Raw genomic sequence first — 23,429 nt, forward strand, 5'->3', positions numbered from 1 at the left:
TGTAACTATTATGGTTACTACCTTTATAGAAGTCAAGTAATACATATGTATGTATAAAAAGACGCCCGAAAATCGCCTTTTTATACCCCGCTCATACAAAGTACAAAAAAGACAAATAAAATAATGACAATACCAATGCCGAAGTTAAATACGAGAGTACTATCCATATATGTAGCCTCCTTGTTTGAAAGTAAAAAGCACTCTAGTTAAGAGTGCTTTTTTATTTTGAATCTACTTTATAACTTTTAGAAAGTGATGCATGCGTGTAATATTTACATTATTTTATGTATGCATACTTTGAAATGAGTAAGTCCTTGTGAGATATAGAAAAAAAGACACTCTTGGAGTGTCTTTTAAGATGACAAAATGTGCCAATTGCTTGAGGTTGATAAGACGCTAATTTCCGTGTTAACGCCTTTTCTTTAATCAAGAAGTGTAGCAACAGCGATTCAAATAAATTGTACCACTTGTTTAATTGTGGTGCGTATGCAATTGTGCATATTATGATCATGGGGTAGGTAATGAACTGTGAATAATTTGAAGTGATTTATTTACGATTTCTTCTGCGGCATATATGCCAATTGCGTCTGTTTTTAAAATATGAGGTTGTAAGTTATCATGCATTGCCCCTAACTCACCATGAAGTGGTGCGAAGGCATGGTTCGCCTTTTCAAGCATGCATAAATCAAGTAAAGAATCCCCAGCTGTAATAATCGTATCTATTTGCAAAATTTCTTTTATATATTGCACGGCGTCCCATTTGTTAATTGGTTTTGGTACAAAGTATAGCTTTCTGCCTTGAAGTGAATGATTCCAGCCTTGTTTGTCTAACCAGGAAGTAAAAGATGATAATTCATCATAAGGAATGTTCTCCCGTTTAATAATGCAATAATGGAATAGATCATCGGCTGTTTTTTGTGATATAACCCAATCTTTATGAGCTATTTGTCCAAATTCCTTTAGTATGTCGTTTCTCTCTATACATTCAGCCGATAGTCTTTCTTTTACTGTCCTGTTCCAAGTACCATCTTGTTTCCCGTTATGAAGGATATTACCACCATTACTTGTAATGGCGTATTCGGGAATGATTTCGTCTTGGAATAAAGCAATCCGCTGAAACTGCTCAATAGTTCTTGTTGTAACTGGGATGAAATGTGAGTGCAGTTGTAATTTTTTTAGTAGTGAAATGGTTTTATGTGATATGAAAGAAATTTCTTTCCCATCTAAAGTTTCAATGAGTTGAATTGATTCATCTTCTATAGGGGCACGAAACGATTTCCGGGAATAAATAAGCGTCTGATCAAGATCACTGGCGAAAATCATATCGTTTCCCTCTTAAGAGGCTTAATGAGCCCGCAACATGAATAAGCCATATTTTCATAGATTTCAATAGGGACATTCTTTTCTTTAGCGAGAAGTAAAATATGCTTTAAATCGGGATTGTTTTGCTTGCGTATTAAAATTTTCCACGGTATTCTCCGGAGTAATACGCGAGTTGTTTCACCGACTCCTGGTTTAATTAAGTTAATATCGTCAATTTCAAAGTGATTTTGGATAGACTGTATATCTTTTAATCCTTGCCAAGAGGGATTAGTGTAAGTTGAAGTAATATAACGTAATTGATTATCTATATGAGAATGAACAGAAGGGAATAAATCTGTTACCTCATCAACGAATAAATTTGATAAGTCTTCTTGTTCTAGCTCTTTATAATATTTAACACCATGAAAATCATTTGGACCGATATAGGTGTCATTTAGTACAGTGCGGCTAATGAGTCCAGAGACTGTTGCATTTAAGCAAGCGCTAGGAATAAGAAAATCTTCACGTGTACCGTAAATTGAAGTACAGTAACCGGGATCAGCAAGCACAGCCATACAATGAGAAATGTGTGTATTATTTCGTTCGTTAAATGTGTGTACTGCATATTCTAATTCTTTTTTTATTGCACCTTTCCCAGTCCACCCATCAATGAATTGAATTGTTTCTTTAGGGTGATGTTCCAAAATATAATGGAGTGCATTTTCATCAATACCGCGTCCGCGAACAATAGAAATACAATAGTGAGGTACATCAAGGTTGTATTGATAGCGTATGTAGCGTTTGATAAGAATGCCAATAGGTGTACCAGCACGAGCTAATGAAACGAGGATAAGGTTAGTTCCTTTAGCTTGTATAATCTGTTCGGCGACAACTCCAACAGCGATGGCTAGTTTGTGTTTGTATTGTTGAAGGGAAGAAAAGAATAAATCCATATATGCTTTAGATGGTTTATATTCCATTGGTAACATTTCGGAATAATGTGTGCCAGCTTGAATTGCTTGTTCTCTAGTTTCCGTGGAACTTTCTTTCATTAAATCACTAATATCTTTTAATAGAAAAATAGCATCATTTCGATTGTAACTACTAATATGAGAATTTACTTTTACCATAATTATCAACCTTCCTTTTCTATGCTATTTGAAAATGAGACGATATGAATAAAAGGAATAACTGTTTGTAACTGCTGTAGAAGAGGAGATAGGGCTTCTTCCCCTAAATCACGCTCAATGAAAACAAATACTTCATCGTAATCATGAGGTGAAATATTATAAAAGTAATTTGTAATAGTAGAATCTTCAGGACTTGGATATGAGAAATGATTATGAATGGCGTAGTTCACATCATTTGAAACAGGATGGATAGGGCTTCTTGTTGTAGATTGATATAAAATATTTTCACCCATTTCAGCAGCAATTTTCATTGGAATATACATAAATTCACCCGTTCCGAGACAGAGTGTTCGTTTTCCAATTCTTTCTCTTTTTAAAGTTTTTCCTGCTTCTTGGGCGAAAGAATGAATGTGCTTTTGTTCATATGCTGAAATGCCAAATCGCCCAGTATATTTTATATAATTTGATGTATAGGGTGATTTTGGGCAGGTAAGGGTATGTTTTTTGAAATCAGGTTTTGTTTCTTCAATTTGAATCTTTGTTTTTGCAATATTTAATGGTTGGCCAGTTGTATGAATACTGCCTTCTAATAAAGAAATAACATGAACCTTAATTTGAAGTTCTTCTTCTAATTGTTTAAATTGTTTTCTATTAGTATGAGAACGCCAGTCTAATAAAGAAGCAATTATATATTCTTCTCGTGGGAATTTATTTTGAATAGATCTAATAATATTTAATGCTGTTTTTCCTGTTGTCATCTCATCATCTACGAGAACAATTGGATTGTTGTTTTGAAAAAAGCTTTCATCTATATAACAACGGTGCGATGTTGCATGAGAATGTTCTTCCTCAAATGTAATGACAGATTCTAGGTGGGGTATCGATTCCCTAGTTGTATGTACATACTTTGCATTTTGAAAGCATTGAAACATAGAATGACCAAGTGATGTCGCTGTTTCAGCGAATCCGATGAACAAAACTTCTTCTTGCAGAGGATATTGATAACGAAATACTTCCTCTGGGATTTCATCAATTTCTAATGAAATGAGATTTAAAATTTCTTTTTGAAATGGATGAGAAATATTATGTAGTATTTCCATATATCTTGCAGCGAGAGCAACTCCACTTGATAGAGAGACTGCAGGTTTAGTAGGAAGATGCTTTCCAAGGATTGTACTCACAAATAAAAAACTACGTTTCTTATTTATTCTCGCAGCCATTTGAAAAAGATTGTCTAGCGCTAAATTATATGGATTATCACGTACTTCTACATGAACTTGTATATTATTTAAAACGTTATACGTGTTGCTTTGCATTTGCAATAAGGAGATCGGTGAATTGTTTGTTTTCATGTAGCACCCCGTAAATATTAGATTTTAAAATGGTTTTGCGAGCCCAGCCATAATGAGGTTTTACTTCATTCATTTTGTTAGAAAAACTGCTTTTTAGCACTCCATTATACGTATCTGCATTTTGTAAAATTAATCTCGCATCTAAATAATCTTCCATTGTGACAATGTGCATTGCCTGTACAACTTTAATATGAGATGGGTGAATAACTGTCTTTCCGATTAAGCCATTTGCATGGTCAAGTGATACCTCTTGAATAAGCCCTTCTTCATGATCATTAGAAAAATATTCCCATACACATCCTGAAATAATATATTCATTTGTTGCCCTTGAGAAAACGTTAATAATGTCTGAAATACAATCACGGACAACAGTAATATGATAGATAGGTGTGTATTTATTGCGCCGAATACTAAATATACTTGAAAAATCAGTAGCACCAATACGTACATTTAAGATGTAATCGTGATAAGAATCTAGTAAATCCTTTATTTGTAATAATGATTCTGCCCGTGTTTCCTTATACATAATTTCGGGTGATTCTAAAATCGGCATGCCATATAGCGATAATGAGTATAACTCGTTTATATATGCAAGCTGATCGATATAAGTCTTTCCGTTAATCGGTGTGAATTTTGGAAAGACAAAACCACATAAACAATGAACAGCACTACCTAATTCAGTAACAATCTTCTTCATTTGACTTGGCTGTCGAACTCTAATAAAAAGAAGTGGGATGTCTGCTTGATTTAGTATGTTGGCACTGACTAAGTTAGCGATTTGCTGTATTTGAACGACGATGTTTTGCTCTGCAAGTTTTACTTCCTCATCGCTGATAGCGTCCTCTAGACAAAGAATAATTGAGATAGCATCCACATGTTTCCTTCTAATTATATCTTCCGCAATCGTTTCTTTCGTGCCAGGAGTATATAGTGTGGCACCTAGTGCGTAAGCTAGTTGTTCTTTCTCTATATTTTTTGAAAAACCAAGAGGTTCTTTATAGAAAAAATTTTGCCGTTCTTCCGAGGAGAGATAAGAAAAGTAATTCAAATTGTCACCACCTTATTTGTAATGATTATGTTTAATCGTAACATAATAAGAAAAATCTTCCATAAAAATGAGGCGAGAAATTAAAAAAATATATTGAGAAAGATGAATTATAAGATGAATATCGAATATTGTTAATAGAAATATAATAGGGGGAAAGAGAAAGTGGATATACATAAATTAACAGAGGAAGAAGCAAATGAGATAAATACTTGGACGTACGAGGAACCATATAATTTATATAGTTTTTCAGGCGAGAAAGAAGTAATGGAAGAGCTATTAGATGGAACGTATTATGGCTGTTGTGATGATCAAGGAGACTTCATCGGTTATTTTTGTTTTGGAGCAAATGCACAAGTACCAGGTGGAAGAGATGCTCATTTATATGGTGGAGAAGATGTGATTGATATCGGACTTGGCATGAAGCCGGCGTTAACCGGGAAAGGAATGGGGAAAGAATTCTTCCAAGCTGGAATAGCGTTTGCCACGAAAGAGTTTAATGCAAAAATGTTTCGATTAAGCGTAGCGACATTTAATACAAGAGCGATTACGTTATATAAAAATATCGGATTTAAGCAAGGGCCTATTTTTTTGAGTCGCGGAAGAGAATTTATGCTGATGGAATATGAAAGACCGTCAGCATGAACCTGACGGCCTAGAAAACACTATTATTCTGAGTGCTCAGCTCGGTGCGCTAAACGGCTTGAAGCAGCGGCAGCGATTCCGCCAACGATATCATCAAGGAATGTATGCACCTTTCCAGTTGATTTATCATTTAAGTATTCTAAAATACCAGGTTTTAATTTATCAATATATCCAAAGTTCGTGAAACCGATAGAGCCGTACACATTCACGATAGAAAGTGCGATAACTTCATCAATTCCATATAAGCCTTCATCACGTTTTACAATATCTTGTAACGGTTCACTTAGCATTCCCTTTTCAGCAAGGACATCAAGCTCGATACCAGTAATCAGTGCGTTTTGTACTTCACGTTTTGATAGTACACGTTCTACATTGTAACGGCATTCTGACATCTCTAAATTTGGATGATATTTTTTTTGAAGAAAATGAACAAGTTCAGCAATATCGTCAATTGTTACACCGCGTTCTTGTAATAGTTTTAATGCTCTTTCTTGTAGTTGATTTGATTCTTTCATGTTTATCACCTTTTTTTCTTTTTAGTATTTGTATACGTTTCGTTGCTTTATCATGTGCATAGGAATGAAAGGCGAGCACAAGCTCATATATATAAAGAAAAACCATAGGTGGCGACTGCGATGATTCAGCATATTTATGAGCATTATCACATGCATGTTAAAGAATTAATCCCCCTTGGCCCCTATAAAAGCTTTTGGATTCGCAACAAAATTTATGTACTTGTTCCAATTGGAGAAATGGAGGAAGAAGTACTTGTAGAGATGAAAAAGCTCAGTGATTATATGAACCAGCAAGGGGATATAACTGTAGCGACTTTCGTTCCGACTATACACGGCTACTATGTAAGTGAGATAGAAGAACAAAATTACTGCTTATTAAAAGGTATGCGCACGTTAGAACGACATGCTATGTCATTAGGAAGTGAGCTTTCTATATTCCATAAACGAGGTGCATTCTTTCCAGAAGAAATTGAGCAATTAAGCCGAATTGGTGAATGGAAAGCGTTATGGGAAAAAAGGCTCGATCAATTAGAAAAGTTTTGGCAATCACAAGTGATGAACCACCCTTCAGATGTATTCGATCAATTGTTTATTGAATCCTTCCCGTATTACTTAGGAGTTGCAGAAAATGCCATTCAATATGTTGTCGATACAGAAATGGATGATACGCCGCAACTAACGGATGCAGCAACAATTTGCCAAGAACGATTCACACCTTTATTATGGCATCAAATGAAGCGGCTCAAACTCCCTTTTGATTGGGTATATGATCACCCGAGTCGAGATATTGCAGAATGGATCCGCCATATGACGATAGAAAAAAAGAAAGACTGGGAGCAAACAATCGTTCAATTTGTTACAGATTATGAACGGAATTATTCGCTATCCTCATTTGGCTGGCGCTTATTATTTGCAAGGCTCCTGTTCCCGCTTCATTATTTTGAAACGGTCGAACGATATTACCAAACTGGAAACGAAGAACAAAAAAGCATATATAGAGATCGCTTAGAAGCCATTTTACACGATGTGAACCGCTCAGAGCAATTTATGAAGCATTTTTATGGCTCACTTCGTTTACCAGTAGATAAGCTTGGGATTAGAAAATTAGATTGGTTATCTTAAAAATATAAAAAAGAGACCGAGTGAGGTCTCTTTTTTATATACCACAATTTTATGTAATACATTATGCCCCTACCTGCTGATCTGTACATATATTTAAAACGAATTGATGCCTTTCGAGCTTTTCATTTACTTTACCCAATAATTCTTGCTGAATTTCTTTAAATAAAAATTGATAGCTTGTATTCCATGTTGGTATAACGGATGAAAGGCCTAATAAATATTCTTTTTTCTTTTCTAGTTCTTGAATTGTTAAAAAAGTGTTCCCCATTTTTGGCATCTGTCGTCCCCCTATGTTTTTTACTTTATATGTGTGAACGATTCACTATATAGTATTAATTATCGCATTTTTTGAGAGGGATTTCCAATTTTGTTTTATGATGTTAACGGATAAATGTGATTTGAATAAAAAAAGGAGACCAAATTTGGTCTCCTTTTAGCAAGTGACTTTGAACGAGCCGCTAGATAATATCCAGCTCCAGCGGCTAGAACAGTCGGCCATTTCGCGCCTTCCTGTGAGGCAAAAAGCGCCTCTTCGTCAGGAGCTCCAATGACCTCCTGTTCTGAACGAGCCGCTTCCGCTTTTAATTAAAATACTTGTTCTACTTCGATAACGCCTGGTACTTCTTCAAGTAACGCGCGCTCGATACCAGCTTTTAGTGTGATTGTAGAACTTGGGCAGCTTCCGCATGCACCCATAAGGCGTAGTTTTACGATACCTTCTTCAATGTCTACTAATTCAACGTCTCCGCCATCGCGAAGTAAGAATGGACGTAATTTATCTAATACTTCTAATACTTGTTCTTGCATATGTGGGTTTTCCATTTTTATCGACTCCTTTCATCAGTTTTATTATAATCAAGATAGAGGGGAAAATCTATTTTTTCTCTTCTTGTTTTATTGTCGAAATTTTGTATCGTGTTTTTTCAGTATAGGGGTATGGAATAAGTTTGTAAAATGATGTGCTTATGTAATAAGACATCTGAATATACTGTTGGGACAAGAAGTGGGGGAGAAGAAATGGTTAATGTTCAAGTGTATGGGACGAAAGTAATTTGTGCGAGCTGCGTTGGAATGCCATCTTCAACAGAAACGTTTGAGTGGTTACAAGCGGCAATTGGTCGTAAATATGAAGGACAAGAAAATAAATTTAATTTCGAGTATATTGATTTCCAAGAAGAACAAGAAGATGCGGATAAAAAAGCATTCGCAGAGCGCGTAGTGGAAGAAGATTTATTTTATCCGGTCGTTCTTGTAAATGGAGAAATTGTTGGAGAAGGAAATCCTCGTTTGAAGGATGTTTACGAAGAAATCGAGAAATATTTATAAAACAAGAAGTCTTTGCGAATTTGCAAAGGCTTTTTTTATTGGAGGGATAGATATGAAAAATGGAGTGAAGCATGCGTTACCAACGGAAGTAGAGCAGTTAATGGAGCGGTACACAGTAGAATTAAAAGAAATTTTTTTGGATGAAAAAATAGTCGGGTTATATATTTACGGATCCATCGCACTAGGTGCATTTCATAAGGAAACGAGCGATGTTGATTTTGTTACAGTGATAAATGATTCCGTGAATGAAGCTGAAAAACAGCAGCTTGTGGAACTACATAAGAAACTTAGTGATAATACGCTAGGTAAAAGAATGGACGGTATGTATATTTCGCTTGCTGACTTAGGGAAATACAATGATGAAATGAACGAGTATGTGTATTGTGCAGATGGTAAAGCTAATGTTGGTCATTGGGACATTAATGCGGTCACATGGTGGACGTTGAAAAATCAAGGCATTACAGTTACCGGAAAAGAAGCAGAAGATCTTCCGCTGCAAATACAATGGAATGATGTAGTAAATACGATGAAATATAACGTAGAACAGTACTGGAGTGAAAAGGCGAAGAAGCCATATTTATTTTTTATAGAAGAGTGGGTAGAATCAGCTGTCGTTACGATGGGACGTATTTTATATACACTAGATCATAAAACAATCGTTTCAAAAGATAGAGGCTTGCAATACTTGTCAGAACGTTCAGCGGAAGAATGGGAGATTTTATTAAAAGAAGTAGCGAGAATACGACAGAGTCCAAAAGAAAAGCGAATGCTCTCAAGGTGGGGAAGGGCAGATATGACGAAGAGGTACTTACTGCATTTAATTGAGATGTGTAGAGAGAAATGGTAGGGAAGAAAATGGACAATACAGTGGGGTGTATTGTCTTTTTTTATGTTAAATTTGGTATATAATGGTTTAAAAAGTTTAATTATACTGGAGGGGATAGGATGAATATAGAATTAGCTACATATGAAGAAAAGAATGAACAAATGAGTATGCGCCAAGTAATTAGCATTCTATTAATTATTTTTGGGGTCATGCATGGAATTGGTTTTTTGAACCTTTTATATGATTCTTCCTTATACCCATGGTATGTAGATCATCTTATTCCACCTTTAACATTTCTTACTATTATTTTTATATATTCACCAGCAAGAAATCACTGTGTACAGTTAGTAAAATCAATACAGTTCAATAATTTTAAACATTATGTAACGATAGTAATGACGATGATCGTACTGCTTATATATCTTGCAGTATTAAATTTAGTTTTACCACATGGGCTTCGTGTGGATGAACCTAATATAGTAATAGAGCCTACTAAAAATGAAATTATTTTATACGTAGTTGTACTCACGATTTTCGCACCGGTTTGGGAAGAGCTTGTATTCCGAGGTATGTTTTTTATGAAATTATCTCAGCGCTTCTCTATACTTAGTAGTGCCGTTATAAGTGCTTCTATATTTACTTTAGGGCATCCCCTTACAGTAGGGAGTGTTTTATATATTTTTGGTGGCGGTATATGTTTAGCTTATACGTATAAGAAAACAAATAACTTACTCGTCCCATGGGGGATTCATTTATTAAATAATGCATTTTTTATATTAGTAAATTTTCAATTGTAAAAAGACGCCTTTTTGAAAATGGCGTCTTTCGTATTTTGTAGCAGATAGAAAAGACTTTACAAGTATTATGTAGAGGAAAGATAATAGAAAAAATATGTGTATGGGGGAAGATTATGAGTAAATATAAATTACATATAAATAGAGAACAATTATGGAAAGGATGCGTTTTAAATTCGATTGCCCATGCAATTAATGTAGCGCAGTGTCCAGATTTCTCACATGAAAGTTCATGGGACGGATTTAACTATAGTATGCAAGATACTCAAGGCGGACGAGGGACAATTACGTTTCATCCGAATTATACGATTGTATGTCTGCAAGATGTGAATAGCGAGAGAATAGATGAGTGGATTGATGCGGAAAATTACTTTGAAGGAGCACCTTCGGAAGTGATACATATTGCGAAAGAAGAAACTCTTCAATACATATTAGAAGAAGTAGAAGGTGAGACTGTACCTTTCATTACAACAGCATTTTGGATTGAGGATAGCGGTGCATATTCAATCGATTCATTTGAAGAGATGGAAGAGCATGGCGGATTTTTATTAGAAATCCCACTACTTGACCTGCAATCAGCAATAGAAAGATTAGAAGAAGAATATGAGCTGACAGAAGAGCAAATAGAGCTTTTACAACTCGTGTATGAGAGAAAAATTAAAAATCCAAACGAGGAAATTATGTTGTCTAAAGAAGAAGTGGCGATGATCGGAACGGATGATAGTGAAGGATTGGAAGTTAGTAAGGATTCTTTTGAAGAGATGAATATTACTTGGGCTTTGTAGGAGAGGATAAAATGTTTCCGATTGGTGAGCAGCCGAGGATTATAAAGGACTTGGAAAATGTTACTGCTAATTTAGAAGAATTAGCGATTGAGGGGAAAACAAAAAATATAGAACGACTAGCATCTTTACAAGTTAAGAAATTATGGGTTTTCGCAGTAAATCAAAAACAGTTTGAACATATTCTTTCGTATGCTCGTCCCGATATATTATATGTTTACGAAATGCGGGTAGAGGATTTAAGTGGCCTTCAGAAGTTATCAGATTTACAACAGTTGTATATGTGCTGGAATACAAAAGCGAAGACGTTATGGGATATCGCGTATAATAAAAAACTCAAATCCTTATTAATTGATGATTTTTCTAAGCTAGAAGATTTAAGTGCTTTAAGTAAGTGTCCGCAACTCAATACCTTTTACATGGGCGGTGGGATAAATACAGCAATGAAAGTACAAACTTTACAACCACTCGCTGCATTACAGAATTTAAAAAAACTTACTCTTATGAACTTAAAGGTTAAAGATGATTCGTTAGAACCTTTAATCCAATTGAAAAATTTACGAGAGTTAAGTTTATCTAATCAATTTAAGGTGGAAGAGTATGCAAAATTATCTGTAGCATTGCCATATACGAAATGTGAATTTTTCAGACCTTACGTATATATGAACGATGCAATAGAGGGAAAGAATATAATGGTGATTGGGAGAAGAAGACCAATCCTTAATTCGAAAACGGATATGGTAAAGATGCAAAAGTATGAAGAACAATTTAAAAAGTTACAAGAGGAATATAAAGCACTAGTAGACATATCAACTTCGTGAAAGAATACTTGCTCTTTTTCCTCGGTATTAAGATTTACAGCACAATGCAAATATTGCTGTAAATAGCGGTTAGCTTGTTCGTACTGTTTTAATTTGTAGAAAGAGAAACAAGTAAGAAGCAAGAATGCTTTTTCTTGTAATATTGGAACGACAGCTAGCACCGGAGTAATAGCGTGTATATTTGTTTTTGCTAAATTTTCATAAGACGCCCACACTTGAAACCAGTCGAAAATAGTAGAAAGGTAATTCGGAATGTTGATAGTTTCATGTGAAACATTATGCAATAACTGGTTCTGGTTCATATGTATAGGCTCTATTCTCTTTTGTAGAATGCAATCGAATATTGAAATGTTTTCTTGTATTTGTAACTGGTCTGTAATAAGCTGCGGGAGACCGAGCGGGTGAACTCCGATGTTTATATAAAAACTATCTTCAAACTGGCTTTTTTGTATGTTAATGAGCTTATAAAATCCGTTTTCAGCTTTGCAAAATGTATGTCTTTTTTTCTTAAATCCAAGTGGTTTTAAAGCAGCGTGCAAATTTGTAATGAAATTTTTCTCCTCTTTAGAGTGAGGCTTACTCTTCGTCATATTCGTACGTAGTTAAGTTTTGTAAGAAACTCTCGAAATTAGGTGCTAATTCAATAATTTGCTCCATCTCATTATCGATAAATATAACTGGAGGATTTTCAGCAGTATTGCGATAGTCTAATGCAATCCACGTATGTCCGTCCCCAGATAAAAGTACGAGATTCTCAGGCATTTCCCATTCCTGAATTAAATAACGGCTCTCTAAAATACTAGATTCATTTTCATCAAAAGAAATGCCATATAAGCCAGAAACATTAACGTGATCGTCTGCCCAAGAATTCGGCTCTGAAGTAGGGTGAGCATCAAGGCGCAGTGTTCCTCCGTTTTGTTCTTTTAGCAGGTTTATGTACGATTCTGGAAGCTTTACGTTCAGTGCATCTTCTGCTTTTTTTATTAGTTCGTCGTTTATAGGTGCTAGTTTTAAATAATCATCTTCTGTCCAAATTGTAGTCTTCATATCGGAACTCCTCAAATAATAGTTTTAAGAATCTTATGTCATATATTATAGTTAGTTTAAATGCCGAGCGATAGAGGGAGAAATAAAATATGGATGTATTTGAATACCTTGATCATGTAAATTCTAAAGAAGACTTATTGAAATTTCTTGTACACCTTCAAAAAGATTTTAAAGTGAATAAAGATGAATGGGAGAACATAGAGGTAGAGAATTATTTAGATGCATTACACGGTTGGTTAGGTGCTTATGAAGGTGTTTATATAAATCAAGGGGAGAAGCTTCCAGAAAATATTCCATGGAAGTTTATTGCCCAGATGTTGTTCGCAGCAGCTTATTATGAATAAAATGGAATTTCCGAAAAATGGAATGGAGAAACTATTATGATGAACCACAATAAAATTAAACAACTTTTAGCACACGTAGATCGTGCTGATGATAATGAAATTGAGCTAGAGTATGAATCTGAACCTATGACGATAGAATTGTTTAATAGTGAAGAAATAGAAGAAGGGCAACTTGGTTATAGTTTTGATGAAGAAGGACAAAGCTTAGTCGGGAATGAAGAAGGAGATTGGAAAGAAGGATGGATTGTAATAGGGATAGATTCATATCTTGGAGACCCGATTTTTGTAGATAGTAATGATGAGAATTGTCCAGTTTATACAGCTATGCACGGTGAGGGAGACTGGGAGCTGGAATGTATAGCGAAGCGTATAGAAGATATTATTGAGAAAGTGAAGGGGAATGTGCGAGAAATAAAATAGTATTTCAATGTGATTAAGAGGGAGGAAATGTAGTATATATTCACTAAAAAAGATGTATAAAAATGATTTTGATGCATCCTTTTTAGTGAATATATAAAATAATTAACTTAGTGTATTAAAGATATGATACATGATTATTTTAATATATTTAAAAGTAAAATGAAATAAGAAACGGATAATTGTCGGAATATATTCGATTTAAGTTCATTTTTATGAAATATGTGTACTTTTTGTTAGATTCCTTCATTTTGTGCATATACAATAAATGTATATAGAAATAAGAAAAGGATGATGTACGTGAAGGACACTGTTTTACAAGAAACGATTTCTCCACAAGAATTACATAAAGTTGTTCAAAAGAATACAGCTTATTATGACTTTAAGTGGGGTAAAGTAGAAAATCCAGCGCAAGGGAATACATGGAATTGGGTAGCCTTTTTCTTCCCAACTTTTTGGTTAGCTTATCGAAAAATGTATAAGTTATTTATTATATTTGCGTTATTGGCTATACCTAGTATAGTTATACCCCCTTTTATAGATATTCCAGATGGGATTTATGTAACATTTAATTTAGCTCTTCAATTAGGAATGATGATATTTACTGGATGGCAAGGAAACCGTTTATATTACAAGCATGCTGTTCGTGTTTTTCGTAAGGGAGAAGATTCGTCTGATCATGAGAAGGCGTATTTCTTACAATCAAAGGGTGGCGTGAGTATTGCTGGTATGATTGGTTTACAGGTTATAGTCGGGATTGTGTTTGGGTTAGCTGCGTTCGGGCTGTCCTTTTTACCAACTGAACCGAATATTAAAAACGTTGTTCGTTCAAGCGGTGAAGGGGTTACTTTAGAGATTATGACTGATAATCCAACTTGGAAGTTTGTTAAGAAAGAAAAAGATTATGACGTAGTAGAGTTTACTGGTTATGATTATACAGAGAAGAAAAACGTGAAAATTAAATTTGCTGTTTATTTCGATGAAGATTATTTCGAGTGGCAAGAGATATATGAAAATAATAAGAAGTTAAGTGAAGAAGAATTAGAAGAATATCAAATTTACATTGAAGAAAATAATTGGGGGTTCTAGAGGGAACTCGTTCATTTTGAAAAGAAGAATCTTGCGAAGGTTCTTCTTTTGTTTATTAGGGGGAGAGAAATGATTTCAGCATGAATAGAAGCTCTAATAGGATCTATTAGTTTAAGTACGGGTTTACACACGAAAAAGATTGATGTTAACATACGTTACTTGCAGCAGTATGAATGGTTTCGAATGACATATGAAGACGAGAAGTATCGAAAGTTATTTATTACGAACTACAAAGTTCGCTAAGGGTTTGATTGCTCGTAAAAAAATAAAAATGCACAACGAAGATTTTTAAAATTAGTGGAAGAGCAAATAGAAAAACGGCATACGAATTGAAATTTTGTAAAATACAATAAAAAATGAGAATTTGAGGTAGGGTTGTCAATAACGTGAGACTATGGCACTATAAAGAAATGCTATACAAATTTTATTTATCGAGATGTAAACATCAATTTTGATTTTTACGTATAAATAATGAACGGAGGAAATAAATTTATGGCTACTTTACCAAATTGTCCAAAATGTAATTCAGAATATACGTATGAGGATGGCGTTCTTTTCGTATGTCCAGAATGTGCTCATGAGTGGGGCCAAGAAGCAGAAGCTGAAAATAATGATGGTGCAAAAGTTGTAAAAGATGCGAACGGAAACGTTCTTCAAGATGGCGACGCTGTTACTGTTATTAAAGATTTAAAAGTAAAAGGAACTTCTTCAGTTGTGAAGATCGGTACGAAAGTAAAGAGTATCCGTCTAGTTGATGGCGATCACGATATCGATTGCAAAATCGACGGTTTCGGAGCTATGAAGTTAAAATCACAGTTCGTTAAGAAGGCATAAGTAAATAGAAGAGGAGGCGAATAGCCTCCTCTTTTTATTATGTCACTTTTTGTCGGTAAGTCGATATTTCGTACAAAATCGTTGATATATTCTGAGTTATGATAGATATATTTGAAAAATCGTTGATATATTGCAAGTTATGATAGATATATTGAAAAAATCGTTAATATAATTTCACTCACCGAGAACGATGCATCATTTACTGAGCGAAAGTTACGATTTACCTCGCATCATAGTCAACCTCTTTCAACTGACATCGCTTATTAAAGAACGTTTTATATCCAAGCTGTAAAAAGATAATGACAGCAAAGGCAGTACTTCCAGAAATACCGAGTATGATGGCGATTTGATATTGAATGGCTGTGAATGGTGATACACCGGATAATATTTGACCAGTCATCATGCCTGGTAAGCTTATAATTCCCATTCCGACCATAGAATTAATTGTTGGTAAAATAGCAGAGTCAAAAGCGTCTCGAATGAGCGGAGCAGCAGCTTCTTTCGGTGTTGCGCCGAGCATAAGTGCACCTTCAATTTGACCTCTTTGCGATTTCATATTGTTTAAGAACGTATTTGCACCAAGAGAAACACCAGTCATGGCATTCCCAACTAACATTCCTGTAATAGGGACGATATATTGCGGAGCATACCAAGGGTCATGACCGATAATAACAAAGATAAATAGTAGAAGTGGCCCAATTGATCCGGCGACCATGGAAAGGGCGGCTACTCGTTTTAATTCTTTAGACATTGGGATGTTAACCCGTTTATAAATATTAAAAATTGCAAAGGTAGTAATAGAAGTGATGAGAGCGATTGTATAAAATGGATTACTGTTTTCAAATACGTATGTAAGGACATATGCAACAAGTACGAGCTGAATCGTCATACGGAATGTTGCGAGCGCGATTTGTTTTTCGCGAGGTATTCCTTTTAATTTTACAAGTCCAATTAAAATAAGAATGAAAATATAGGCAGCTGCAAGTTGCCAAATTTGGAGTTCAATAATGCCCTTCAACTGAGAGCACTTCCTTTCTAGTTGCACCCTTTGTTTTGCTAATTTCAATAATATCGTCTGCAATTTCTTTTGGAAGTTGTTGCGAGTGTGTGATGAAGATAACTGTTTTTTTCTTTTTTCGTGCTAGTTCAGTAAATTGTTTCATAACGCGGCGTTCTGTATCACTGTCTAATGCTGAAGTGGGTTCATCTAATAAATAGACAGGCGGATCCATAAGTACGATACGTGCAAAGGCAAGTCTTTGTTTTTCACCGCCGGATAATGAGGAGGTGCTATCTTCTAATTGCTTGTCTAAGCTAACGGTTTGTAATGCACTCCGCAGGGCATCATCATTTGGAAATGGTTTTTCAGAAAGACGAAGTCCCATTAATAGGTTGTCTTTAACGGTTCCATCAAAAATAGGTGGAGTTTGCCCAAGCATAACTACGTCACGACGTAATTGAATAGGGTGATAATCAGAAATTAACTTTCCGTTATATTCAATTGTACCGGATGTTGGGGATTGTAAATCGTTTAACATGCGAAGTAATGTGCTTTTTCCGCTTCCGCTTTCACCGATAATACAAGTAATCTTTTCTTTTTGAATCTGTAAATAAGGAATGTGTAGTATATCTTTATATATAACGTCTTTTAATATAAACATAAATCGCTCCTTTCTGATTCTAGTTATATCGTATCAAAAAAAGAGGGGAAAATGGTTATAACGAACAACGTTTTTTCTTCGTCTTGAGTTTTATTAATAAGTTAAGTAAACGATCTAATTCTTGGCTGAAAGAAATCACTTTATCATGAGTGAATCCGTATCGTTCAACGAGATAGATTAACTCTTTCTTTTTCGCTTCTATTCGATTGTTTAGTTTCGATAAGTTCATAAGTGGAATGTAATGCCTCCTACAAAAGTATTTATCACATAAAAAATAAGACCGAATGAATTCGGTCTTAAAGGAAATAATAAAACAACTTACAAATAGCATACAATGTTTATCAATATTTTTTAATATGAAAATGAAAAATAAATCATTATAAATATTGAGAAAGATGTGTCTGATAATTTTTAAAAACTGATGCAAAGAGGCTGCCTACATAGTAGACAGCCTGTAAAGTATTAACCTTTATGATATTTGTACATCCAAAGAAGACCAGATTTTAATAATCTCGGTACACGTCCCATTAATGGTTGGTTTGCTAGTAAACCAAAGCCGTGCTTCTTACCAAGAGATCCTAGAACACCTTTTAATTTAATAACAGGTAGTTCATCCGGGAGTGGTTCATTATTCCAACGTTTTAATAATATTTGGACAATTTGTTCTCCTTGACCTTCAGCCAGTTGGGCAGATGGTGCATGTGGAAGTGCTGCGCAATCTCCTACAACGTAAACATGATCGTTATTTGGAATATTATGATATTTAGTTAAGACAACCCGTCCGCTACCATCTTGTTCAACTGGAAGGTTTCGAACAACTTCATTTGCTTGAATACCAGCTGTCCAGACGATTGCATCACATTCAAGTGGTTCATCGTGGTTGTAGACAATATTTGGTTCTACTTTTGTAATGTTAGAGTTTCGTATAATGTTAACTTTATGCTTTACAAACCATTCTTCTACGTATCTACTTAATTTCTCTGGATATGGGAATAAAATTCTATCTTTTCGATCAAATAAATAGATTTTTAAATCAGAACGGCTTTCACGAAGTTCACTTGCTACTTCAACGCCACTTAAGCCAGCACCAACGACAGCTACTGTTGCATTTGGTTCTAGACTATTTAATTGTTCATATGTCTTACGTGTTTGTTCAATTGATTGTAGACTATGTGTATATTCTCTAGCTCCAGGAACGTTATGATATTTATCTTCACAGCCAAGTCCGATAATTAAATCATCATATTGGATCGCTTCGCCGCCATCAAGATGAACAGCTTTTTCTTCGAGGTCAATATTTGTTACTGTGCCGTATTGAATATTGAGGCGTGGGTGTTCAGGAAACGGTATACGAATATGCGTTTCTGAAATAGTACCCGCAACTAATGCATAATATTCAGTTTTGAAGCAATGATATGGTACTTTGTCGATTAATGTCACTTGTACATCATCTGGAAGTTGGTTGCTTGGAAGTAGCCTTTGCAGAATTCTCATTCCACCGTAGCCGCCACCTAGTATTACGAGGTGTTTCATGATGGATTACCCCTTTTCTGTTGAAATATCCCCTAATCATAAAATTTTATATTAATAAAATATTTTGACTTTACTCAATCAAATTATATCGAATTTGTGAACAAATAACAATGCATGAATGAATACTCTGTTGTACAATAAGAAGAAAAGTAAACTGTTTTTCTTTTTAAGTTACTCTTTCATTGTAAGTAGCATGTTATATAGAAGAAATCATCTACTTTGAAGTGAAGTAATGAAGTAACTAAATAGTTTAGACTGTGTAACGAAAACAACAAGAAACAGCTTAGTTTTCTTCTTATAGATAAAGTGAAAAGGTAATTTGTTTTGTAGTACAGGGGGGAGAATTTTGATTAAACCATTAATTGAATTTTGTGTAGGTAACCTTGCAAGTGGTTCACAAGCAGCTCTAGAAAAATTAGAAAAAGATCCGAATTTAGATGTAATGGAGTATGGTTGTTTAGGATATTGTGGCATTTGTTTTGAAGGACCATTTGCACTTGTAAATGGTGAAGTTGTACAAGGTGCAACAGTAGAAGAGCTTGTTAATAATGTATATGAGTATTTGGATGAAAATCCAATGTTTTAAGGTGTTGCGAATTAGCAGCACCTTTTTCATTAGATAAAACTTTATTTCGTGGGGAAGACTAATACTGAGTATTAGTCTTCCCCAATCGAAAACAGTAGAATAAATAAAAAAAGGCCCTTTTTAGAAGGGCTTTTTTCTTACACAAATTGTGTAAGAGTGGCTCATCGCCAAACGTTGTCAAATATGAGAAACGGGGGACATTCATATTGTGTTCTAAAAGCATGCATTTTATACTTAACATAACAAATTATTTTTGGAGTGAATATAAATGAGCCAATTTTCTTTTACAAAAATGCATGGTCTTGGCAATAGTTATATATATGTAAATATGTTTGAAGAGCAAATTCCTGAAGAAGATTTAGCCCTTGTGGCCGAAAAGGTTTCAAATATTAATACTGGTATTGGAGCAGACGGGATGATTTTAATTTGCCCTTCAGACGTAGCTCCGGTGAAGATGCGTATGTTTAATAATGATGGTTCTGAAGGAAAGAGCTGTGGTAACGGTTTACGCTGCGTAGCGAAATATGCGTATGAGCATAAACTAGTAGAAGAAACAGTTTTCACAATTGAAACGTTAGCTGGTATTGTAACGGCTGAAGTAACAGTAGAAGCTGGTGTCGTGACATTAGCAAAAATCGATATGGGAGCACCGCGTCTAACACGTGCAGAAATACCGATGCTTGGTGAAGGTGAAACACCATTTATCCGTGAAAACTTCTTATACAATAATCATCGTTATGCATTTACAGCTGTTTCAATGGGAAATCCGCATGCGGTTATTTTTGTTGATGATGTAGAAAAAGCACCTCTTACAACACTTGGACCAGTTCTCGAGACACATGAAATGTTCCCAGAGCGAGTAAATGTTGAGTTTATCGAAATTTTGAATGATGACGAGATGAACTTCCGCGTTTGGGAACGTGGATCTGGTGTAACGCAAGCTTGCGGAACAGGAGCGTGCGCTGCAGTTGTAGCTGCTATTTTAAATGGAAAGATGGAACGTGGTAAGGAAATTACAGTCCATTTAGCTGGCGGCGATTTAATGATTGCGTGGACTGAAGAAGGAAACGTGTTGATGAAAGGACCTGCGGAAGTAATTTGCCGCGGAGTGTATGAGTACAAGATAGAAGCGTAAAGATGTATAATGGACTAAGAACAGAAAGGAAGGTGTATTTCATGATTGAAGTAACAGAACAAGCAGCTTTTCAAATTAAAGATATGTTAAAAGATGCTGAAGATGGAGAGAAGTATGTGCGCCTTGCTGTACACGGCGGCGGATGTAGCGGTCTTTCTTACGGCTTAGGATTTGAAGTAGAACCAAAAGAAGACGACACAGTTCTTGAGTTTTTCGGTGTTGAATTTGTTATCGATACAGAAAGTGCTCCAATTGTTAAAGGAGTAAAAATTGACTATAAACAATCTATGCTTGGCGGCGGATTCACAATCGACAATCCAAACGCAATCGCATCATGCGGATGTGGATCATCTTTCCGTACAGCATCGAATGCTGGTAAGCCAGAAGAGTGCTAAGTACGAAAAAGTGCGTCAAATCAACGTTTTTAGTACCGAGATATTAGCGTGAAATCTTTTCGCAAACATGAAGCGTATAGGGTGAGGATGGAGAATTGAGGGCGGTAGATAACGCTCGAAATTCGACCATACACAAGTAACTAAGTGTATCTACGTAACCCTACTGCGCATCTATAAGGATTAATAATACCGAGCCTTCTTGACGGTGAATTACAAAATTCATTCGTTGAGGGGGTTTTTTTATTGGCATTAAAACGTAAGAAGAAGCGAGCTGAGCGCACTACGCACAAGTCGTATCCTAAGATAACCTTACAGCAAGCTCTCGATATAGCGATAGCAGGTAAAAAAGCAGAGGGTCTGCGAGAACGAACGCTAACAGACTATATGAAGATGTGGGGCTATTTTACCGATTGGCTTGCAGAAAATTATTCCGATATAGAGTATGTTAACGAACTTACAGCAGATATTTTCCGTAACTATATTAATTATTTACAGTACGATGCCATACGTTACGATGGTCACAAGTTTATTACTAATCGAGAAGAAAGAGGGTTAAAAGAAACGACAATTAATATACGGCTGCGTACTTACCGCTCAATGTTGAATTACTTAGAGCGTGAAGAGTTAATAGAGTACAATCCGATGGACAACGTAAGATTGTTACGTCAAGACATAGACCTTACGAATTGTTTAACAGAGGATGAAGTAAAAGCGGTCTTAGCGCAACCTAATCAACGAGATTATGTAGGTTTTCGAGACTTTGTAATTATTAATTTGTTATTAGATAGCGGGTTACGTATTAATGAGGCTCTTAATTTACGAGTAGAAGAGATTGATTTTAAAACACGCTTTATAACGTTGACGGGTGAACGGAATAAAAACCGCAAACCTAGATACGTACCAATATCGGCATTTGTTGCGAAGCTCTTACTACAGCTTATCGAAGAGAATAGAGCGCATTTTAAAACAGACCGCATATTCCTTTCTTGTTTCGGTGAGTTACTAGGAGCGAACCATTTTAATAAGCGCTTAAAGTATTACGCAGAAAAGGCAGGTATTAAAGGTAAGAAGGTAACTGCGCATGTTTATCGTCATACATGGGCTAAAAATATGATTTTAAACGGCTGTGATCCATTTACATTACAGAAAATGGGCGGCTGGGCTGATATGCGAACAATGCGCAGATATATTCAAATGGATACAGAAGAAATACGTCGTAGTCATGACGATTTTTCACCAATAACAAAGTTCTATCAGAAAGCTACCAAAAGAGTTTACTAAAAAGAAGAAAGTCCCCAGCGCCAACTGGAGACTCAAAACATACACACATCTAAACTGAATACAGGACAAGCCGTATCAGTCCGATATCATCTAGCTTCATTCTATCGAAAAAATTCGAAGGGTGCAAGTTGTCTTTAGTGATGCCTTTTTTAGGCAGCTGCGGTAAGTCAAAAAGCGGAAGCCGTACCGCTATAAAAACGTAAAAGGATAGCTAGACCGCCGCAAACACTAGCGCTATACAACTCAACGCATATCATTCCCCGTGCGTCGTATAGGTCTAGGTGGTGACTGCCGTTAAAGGTCAGGGTGGAAATACGTTGTTACTACGGTAACAGGGTGTATCGAAAGATTTACGCACTATGGGACGTTTTGTAGTGTAGAAAGTCGATATGTGCGAAAGCACAAGGACGGGGAATGCGTTACTGAAACCTCACACAACGAGCCGACGCTAGTTGCTAACGCCTTACCTCTATTCGCATAGAAACTACGAAATTATGACGAAGTTTAAACTCTTCGTTATTTTTTTTATCTATGCGAAATAGGGGTTCAAACTGCGCCCAGCTTCCTACGACTGCCTCGCCTCTGCTAGTCGATGCGTCACCGATTGTCAATAGCATAAATTCGGTATTGAATGCCACTCCACTAGCGGAAGTTGGCTGAATATCGTAGGACACACAGGCGCTATAAGAGGTAGAGGGCTGATTTGAAGGTATATAACTTAAATAATATAGCAACGACAAAATAGAGATAAACGAAAATGAAACGGAAGAATAAGATCACAAAGGAAACGCACTATTTATTTAATAATTGGAGGAGTACGAAATGAAAGAAATTACATTGAAATTAAATCGAAAACAGCAACTAGCGGTTATTTGTTCGCTAACATCAGCGCTAGTGAAGATGTCGCCACTTACCGAGGAGAAGTATGATATTAATACGATATTAAAAGAGAATGCTAAGTTACTTAGTAAAGAAGGCGTGGGGGCAAATTATAATGATATGATTAGCGACGCTTACGAAACACTCGACGAAGTCATGGAAGAATTAGCGAAGGAATTCATTAAACATAAGAGTAAGGGAGCGATATCCTAAAGGCTACGATATACGATAAAATAAAAACAAGATATATCGGAAGGCGGGGAATTTGTATGGGCGAAGATAAAGTATCTTTAATTATGTTAGCGGTATTAACAGTGGCTCTAGTATTTGTTGGTGTATCGTCTAAGTTCGATAGCCTTGTTGTTGATATTATCGCCGTATTATTCCTATTGATATCTACTGCGATAGGTGCAGCGATTGTAACAGAACGTCGCAGGAAACGCAGAAAGAATATACGATAAGTGAGACAGCGGGTAAGTTGGATGAGAGTTAACGTGAATTATCGGGAGTACAGTTGGTAATTAAGTGACTACAGAGAGGCGAAAATGAGTGCTGTTAAATAGTGCGA

The 23,429-nt window shown here is 35.6% G+C and carries 29 protein-coding genes and 2 pseudogenes; 18 read left to right on the forward strand and 13 right to left on the reverse strand.

The features are described from left to right. Positions 1 to 507: 507 nt before the first annotated feature. The 4 genes from EBQ15_RS14255 to EBQ15_RS14270 are packed head-to-tail and all read right to left on the reverse strand — an operon-like array spanning position 508 to position 4,832. Positions 508 to 1,323 carry an HAD family hydrolase gene (locus EBQ15_RS14255; RefSeq protein WP_000575376.1) on the reverse strand — a complete coding sequence of 272 codons (816 nt, stop codon included), beginning with the start codon at positions 1,321 to 1,323 and terminating at the stop codon, positions 508 to 510. After that, positions 1,320 to 2,432 (reverse strand): cysteine protease StiP family protein, encoded by a 1,113-nt coding sequence (locus EBQ15_RS14260; protein ID WP_000241509.1) that lies wholly within the window; start codon positions 2,430 to 2,432, stop codon positions 1,320 to 1,322. Before EBQ15_RS14260 ends, EBQ15_RS14255 begins: the two co-directional genes overlap by 4 nt. 5 nt (positions 2,433 to 2,437) lie before the next feature. Continuing rightward, entirely contained in the window at positions 2,438 to 3,784 is a 1,347-nt protein-coding gene (locus tag EBQ15_RS14265; RefSeq protein ID WP_000856288.1) for a phosphoribosyltransferase family protein, read from the reverse strand. Continuing rightward, a complete protein-coding gene (locus tag EBQ15_RS14270) occupies positions 3,729 to 4,832 on the reverse strand; it encodes an HpcH/HpaI aldolase/citrate lyase family protein (protein ID WP_001106076.1) in 1,104 nt (367 codons plus the stop codon). Before EBQ15_RS14270 ends, EBQ15_RS14265 begins: the two co-directional genes overlap by 56 nt. 162 nt (positions 4,833 to 4,994) lie before the next feature. Between EBQ15_RS14270 and EBQ15_RS14275 the strand changes: the two genes are divergently transcribed. Then, entirely contained in the window at positions 4,995 to 5,474 is a 480-nt protein-coding gene (locus EBQ15_RS14275; protein WP_000351145.1) for a GNAT family N-acetyltransferase, read from the forward strand. 23 nt (positions 5,475 to 5,497) lie between these two features. Here the strand turns inward: EBQ15_RS14275 and EBQ15_RS14280 are convergent, their stop codons facing one another. Further along, positions 5,498 to 5,989, reverse strand: coding sequence for a phosphatidylglycerophosphatase A family protein (locus EBQ15_RS14280; RefSeq protein WP_000665094.1), 492 nt, complete (start codon positions 5,987 to 5,989; stop codon positions 5,498 to 5,500). A 120-nt stretch (positions 5,990 to 6,109) separates the two neighbouring features. On the opposite strand from EBQ15_RS14280, the gene yutH reads away from it, so the two are divergent. After that, a complete protein-coding gene (gene yutH, locus EBQ15_RS14285; RefSeq protein WP_000614217.1) occupies positions 6,110 to 7,111 on the forward strand; it encodes a spore coat putative kinase YutH in 1,002 nt (333 codons plus the stop codon). Between the two features lie 61 nt (positions 7,112 to 7,172). On the opposite strand, the gene EBQ15_RS14290 is transcribed toward yutH, so the two are convergent. Then, the gene (locus EBQ15_RS14290) at positions 7,173 to 7,388 is read right to left on the reverse strand and encodes a hypothetical protein (RefSeq protein ID WP_001125498.1); all 216 of its coding nucleotides are present in this window, start codon (positions 7,386 to 7,388) and stop codon (positions 7,173 to 7,175) included. Positions 7,389 to 7,696: 308 nt separating this feature from the next. Next, entirely contained in the window at positions 7,697 to 7,933 is a 237-nt protein-coding gene (locus tag EBQ15_RS14295) for a NifU family protein (protein ID WP_000431159.1), read from the reverse strand. A gap of 195 nt (positions 7,934 to 8,128) precedes the next feature. Between EBQ15_RS14295 and EBQ15_RS14300 the strand changes: the two genes are divergently transcribed. The 5 genes from EBQ15_RS14300 to EBQ15_RS14320 all read left to right on the forward strand — a co-directional run bounded on the left by EBQ15_RS14300 (position 8,129) and on the right by EBQ15_RS14320 (position 11,660). Next, positions 8,129 to 8,437, forward strand: a complete 309-nt coding sequence (locus EBQ15_RS14300; protein ID WP_000248588.1) for a YuzD family protein — start codon at positions 8,129 to 8,131, stop codon at positions 8,435 to 8,437. A 52-nt stretch (positions 8,438 to 8,489) separates the two neighbouring features. Continuing rightward, positions 8,490 to 9,284: a nucleotidyltransferase domain-containing protein gene (locus EBQ15_RS14305; RefSeq protein ID WP_002001371.1), complete on the forward strand. Its 795-nt coding sequence runs from the start codon at positions 8,490 to 8,492 to the stop codon at positions 9,282 to 9,284. Between the two features lie 98 nt (positions 9,285 to 9,382). Further along, complete coding sequence (locus EBQ15_RS14310; RefSeq protein WP_001019403.1) at positions 9,383 to 10,060, forward strand: CPBP family intramembrane glutamic endopeptidase; 678 nt, start codon at positions 9,383 to 9,385, stop codon at positions 10,058 to 10,060. A 113-nt stretch (positions 10,061 to 10,173) separates the two neighbouring features. Continuing rightward, on the forward strand, positions 10,174 to 10,842 hold the full coding sequence (locus EBQ15_RS14315) for a hypothetical protein (protein WP_000049714.1): 669 nt from the start codon (positions 10,174 to 10,176) through the stop codon (positions 10,840 to 10,842). Between the two features lie 11 nt (positions 10,843 to 10,853). Further along, the gene (locus tag EBQ15_RS14320) at positions 10,854 to 11,660 is read left to right on the forward strand and encodes a leucine-rich repeat domain-containing protein (protein ID WP_000483953.1); all 807 of its coding nucleotides are present in this window, start codon (positions 10,854 to 10,856) and stop codon (positions 11,658 to 11,660) included. Here EBQ15_RS14320 and EBQ15_RS14325 read toward each other — a convergent pair. Both EBQ15_RS14325 and EBQ15_RS14330 read right to left on the reverse strand, forming a co-directional pair. Further along, positions 11,621 to 12,250 (reverse strand): annotated as a pseudogene (locus EBQ15_RS14325) (DUF4304 domain-containing protein); the annotation flags it as partial. The gene EBQ15_RS14320 and the pseudogene EBQ15_RS14325 sit on opposite strands and share 40 nt — an antisense overlap. After that, complete coding sequence (locus EBQ15_RS14330; RefSeq protein ID WP_002001370.1) at positions 12,237 to 12,707, reverse strand: SMI1/KNR4 family protein; 471 nt, start codon at positions 12,705 to 12,707, stop codon at positions 12,237 to 12,239. The gene EBQ15_RS14330 and the pseudogene EBQ15_RS14325, both read right to left, overlap by 14 nt. An 89-nt stretch (positions 12,708 to 12,796) precedes the next feature. Between EBQ15_RS14330 and EBQ15_RS14335 the strand changes: the two genes are divergently transcribed. From EBQ15_RS14335 to phnA, 5 genes and pseudogenes are all read left to right on the forward strand, one after another. Further along, positions 12,797 to 13,051 (forward strand): DUF7660 family protein, encoded by a 255-nt coding sequence (locus EBQ15_RS14335; RefSeq protein ID WP_000382290.1) that lies wholly within the window; start codon positions 12,797 to 12,799, stop codon positions 13,049 to 13,051. A 36-nt stretch (positions 13,052 to 13,087) separates the two neighbouring features. Beyond that, entirely contained in the window at positions 13,088 to 13,471 is a 384-nt protein-coding gene (locus tag EBQ15_RS14340; protein ID WP_000980938.1) for a hypothetical protein, read from the forward strand. A gap of 288 nt (positions 13,472 to 13,759) precedes the next feature. Continuing rightward, complete coding sequence (locus tag EBQ15_RS14345) at positions 13,760 to 14,557, forward strand: DUF2628 domain-containing protein (RefSeq protein WP_002001368.1); 798 nt, start codon at positions 13,760 to 13,762, stop codon at positions 14,555 to 14,557. An 84-nt stretch (positions 14,558 to 14,641) separates the two neighbouring features. Beyond that, positions 14,642 to 14,890, forward strand: a pseudogene (locus EBQ15_RS31610) (hypothetical protein). A 159-nt stretch (positions 14,891 to 15,049) separates the two neighbouring features. Continuing rightward, positions 15,050 to 15,391 carry an alkylphosphonate utilization operon protein PhnA gene (gene phnA / locus EBQ15_RS14350; RefSeq protein WP_000212737.1) on the forward strand — a complete coding sequence of 114 codons (342 nt, stop codon included), beginning with the start codon at positions 15,050 to 15,052 and terminating at the stop codon, positions 15,389 to 15,391. Between the two features lie 220 nt (positions 15,392 to 15,611). Here phnA and EBQ15_RS14355 read toward each other — a convergent pair whose 3' ends face one another. The 4 genes from EBQ15_RS14355 to EBQ15_RS14370 all read right to left on the reverse strand — a co-directional run bounded on the left by EBQ15_RS14355 (position 15,612) and on the right by EBQ15_RS14370 (position 18,585). Continuing rightward, the gene (locus tag EBQ15_RS14355; RefSeq protein WP_000676009.1) at positions 15,612 to 16,409 is read right to left on the reverse strand and encodes an ABC transporter permease; all 798 of its coding nucleotides are present in this window, start codon (positions 16,407 to 16,409) and stop codon (positions 15,612 to 15,614) included. Continuing rightward, complete coding sequence (locus EBQ15_RS14360; protein WP_000470262.1) at positions 16,393 to 17,052, reverse strand: ABC transporter ATP-binding protein; 660 nt, start codon at positions 17,050 to 17,052, stop codon at positions 16,393 to 16,395. Before EBQ15_RS14360 ends, EBQ15_RS14355 begins: the two co-directional genes overlap by 17 nt. A 55-nt stretch (positions 17,053 to 17,107) precedes the next feature. Beyond that, the gene (locus EBQ15_RS14365) at positions 17,108 to 17,281 is read right to left on the reverse strand and encodes an aspartyl-phosphate phosphatase Spo0E family protein (protein WP_001054089.1); all 174 of its coding nucleotides are present in this window, start codon (positions 17,279 to 17,281) and stop codon (positions 17,108 to 17,110) included. Between the two features lie 233 nt (positions 17,282 to 17,514). Beyond that, positions 17,515 to 18,585, reverse strand: a complete 1,071-nt coding sequence (locus tag EBQ15_RS14370; protein ID WP_000682077.1) for an NAD(P)/FAD-dependent oxidoreductase — start codon at positions 18,583 to 18,585, stop codon at positions 17,515 to 17,517. Between the two features lie 346 nt (positions 18,586 to 18,931). Here EBQ15_RS14370 and EBQ15_RS14375 point away from each other — a divergent pair, with 346 nt between their 5' ends. The 6 genes from EBQ15_RS14375 (at position 18,932) to EBQ15_RS14400 (ending at position 23,322) form a co-directional block, all read left to right on the forward strand. Next, a complete protein-coding gene (locus tag EBQ15_RS14375) occupies positions 18,932 to 19,171 on the forward strand; it encodes a YuzB family protein (protein WP_000595026.1) in 240 nt (79 codons plus the stop codon). Positions 19,172 to 19,439: 268 nt separating this feature from the next. Beyond that, a complete protein-coding gene (dapF, locus tag EBQ15_RS14380; protein ID WP_000077391.1) occupies positions 19,440 to 20,306 on the forward strand; it encodes a diaminopimelate epimerase in 867 nt (288 codons plus the stop codon). 41 nt (positions 20,307 to 20,347) lie between these two features. Further along, a complete protein-coding gene (locus EBQ15_RS14385) occupies positions 20,348 to 20,701 on the forward strand; it encodes a HesB/IscA family protein (RefSeq protein ID WP_000573825.1) in 354 nt (117 codons plus the stop codon). Positions 20,702 to 20,944: 243 nt separating this feature from the next. Then, positions 20,945 to 21,982 carry a tyrosine-type recombinase/integrase gene (locus EBQ15_RS14390; RefSeq protein WP_001185537.1) on the forward strand — a complete coding sequence of 346 codons (1,038 nt, stop codon included), beginning with the start codon at positions 20,945 to 20,947 and terminating at the stop codon, positions 21,980 to 21,982. Positions 21,983 to 22,804: 822 nt separating this feature from the next. Continuing rightward, complete coding sequence (locus tag EBQ15_RS14395) at positions 22,805 to 23,074, forward strand: hypothetical protein (protein WP_000659214.1); 270 nt, start codon at positions 22,805 to 22,807, stop codon at positions 23,072 to 23,074. A gap of 56 nt (positions 23,075 to 23,130) precedes the next feature. Further along, positions 23,131 to 23,322, forward strand: a complete 192-nt coding sequence (locus EBQ15_RS14400; RefSeq protein ID WP_000503423.1) for a hypothetical protein — start codon at positions 23,131 to 23,133, stop codon at positions 23,320 to 23,322. The last annotated feature ends 107 nt before the right edge of the window (positions 23,323 to 23,429 follow it).

Source organism: Bacillus sp. 2D03, assembly GCF_003946765.1.
GTDB lineage: Bacteria > Bacillota > Bacilli > Bacillales > Bacillaceae_G > Bacillus_A > Bacillus_A cereus.

Excerpts from the sequence above, each read along its gene's own strand:
- EBQ15_RS14255 (WP_000575376.1), bottom strand. The coding sequence starts at position 1,323 with ATGATTTTCGCCAGTGATCTTGATCAGACGCTTATTTATTCCCGGAAA.
- EBQ15_RS14260 (WP_000241509.1), bottom strand. The coding sequence starts at position 2,432 with ATGGTAAAAGTAAATTCTCATATTAGTAGTTACAATCGAAATGATGCT.
- EBQ15_RS14265 (WP_000856288.1), bottom strand. The coding sequence starts at position 3,784 with ATGAAAACAAACAATTCACCGATCTCCTTATTGCAAATGCAAAGCAAC.
- EBQ15_RS14280 (WP_000665094.1), bottom strand. The coding sequence starts at position 5,989 with ATGAAAGAATCAAATCAACTACAAGAAAGAGCATTAAAACTATTACAA.
- yutH (WP_000614217.1), top strand. The coding sequence starts at position 6,110 with ATGATTCAGCATATTTATGAGCATTATCACATGCATGTTAAAGAATTA.
- EBQ15_RS14290 (WP_001125498.1), bottom strand. The coding sequence starts at position 7,388 with ATGCCAAAAATGGGGAACACTTTTTTAACAATTCAAGAACTAGAAAAG.
- EBQ15_RS14295 (WP_000431159.1), bottom strand. The coding sequence starts at position 7,933 with ATGGAAAACCCACATATGCAAGAACAAGTATTAGAAGTATTAGATAAA.
- EBQ15_RS14300 (WP_000248588.1), top strand. The coding sequence starts at position 8,129 with ATGGTTAATGTTCAAGTGTATGGGACGAAAGTAATTTGTGCGAGCTGC.
- EBQ15_RS14305 (WP_002001371.1), top strand. The coding sequence starts at position 8,490 with ATGAAAAATGGAGTGAAGCATGCGTTACCAACGGAAGTAGAGCAGTTA.
- EBQ15_RS14310 (WP_001019403.1), top strand. The coding sequence starts at position 9,383 with ATGAATATAGAATTAGCTACATATGAAGAAAAGAATGAACAAATGAGT.
- EBQ15_RS14315 (WP_000049714.1), top strand. The coding sequence starts at position 10,174 with ATGAGTAAATATAAATTACATATAAATAGAGAACAATTATGGAAAGGA.
- EBQ15_RS14320 (WP_000483953.1), top strand. The coding sequence starts at position 10,854 with ATGTTTCCGATTGGTGAGCAGCCGAGGATTATAAAGGACTTGGAAAAT.
- EBQ15_RS14330 (WP_002001370.1), bottom strand. The coding sequence starts at position 12,707 with ATGAAGACTACAATTTGGACAGAAGATGATTATTTAAAACTAGCACCT.
- EBQ15_RS14335 (WP_000382290.1), top strand. The coding sequence starts at position 12,797 with ATGGATGTATTTGAATACCTTGATCATGTAAATTCTAAAGAAGACTTA.
- EBQ15_RS14340 (WP_000980938.1), top strand. The coding sequence starts at position 13,088 with ATGATGAACCACAATAAAATTAAACAACTTTTAGCACACGTAGATCGT.
- EBQ15_RS14345 (WP_002001368.1), top strand. The coding sequence starts at position 13,760 with ATGATGTACGTGAAGGACACTGTTTTACAAGAAACGATTTCTCCACAA.
- phnA (WP_000212737.1), top strand. The coding sequence starts at position 15,050 with ATGGCTACTTTACCAAATTGTCCAAAATGTAATTCAGAATATACGTAT.
- EBQ15_RS14360 (WP_000470262.1), bottom strand. The coding sequence starts at position 17,052 with ATGTTTATATTAAAAGACGTTATATATAAAGATATACTACACATTCCT.
- EBQ15_RS14365 (WP_001054089.1), bottom strand. The coding sequence starts at position 17,281 with ATGAACTTATCGAAACTAAACAATCGAATAGAAGCGAAAAAGAAAGAG.
- EBQ15_RS14370 (WP_000682077.1), bottom strand. The coding sequence starts at position 18,585 with ATGAAACACCTCGTAATACTAGGTGGCGGCTACGGTGGAATGAGAATT.
- dapF (WP_000077391.1), top strand. The coding sequence starts at position 19,440 with ATGAGCCAATTTTCTTTTACAAAAATGCATGGTCTTGGCAATAGTTAT.
- EBQ15_RS14385 (WP_000573825.1), top strand. The coding sequence starts at position 20,348 with ATGATTGAAGTAACAGAACAAGCAGCTTTTCAAATTAAAGATATGTTA.
- EBQ15_RS14395 (WP_000659214.1), top strand. The coding sequence starts at position 22,805 with ATGAAAGAAATTACATTGAAATTAAATCGAAAACAGCAACTAGCGGTT.
- EBQ15_RS14400 (WP_000503423.1), top strand. The coding sequence starts at position 23,131 with ATGGGCGAAGATAAAGTATCTTTAATTATGTTAGCGGTATTAACAGTG.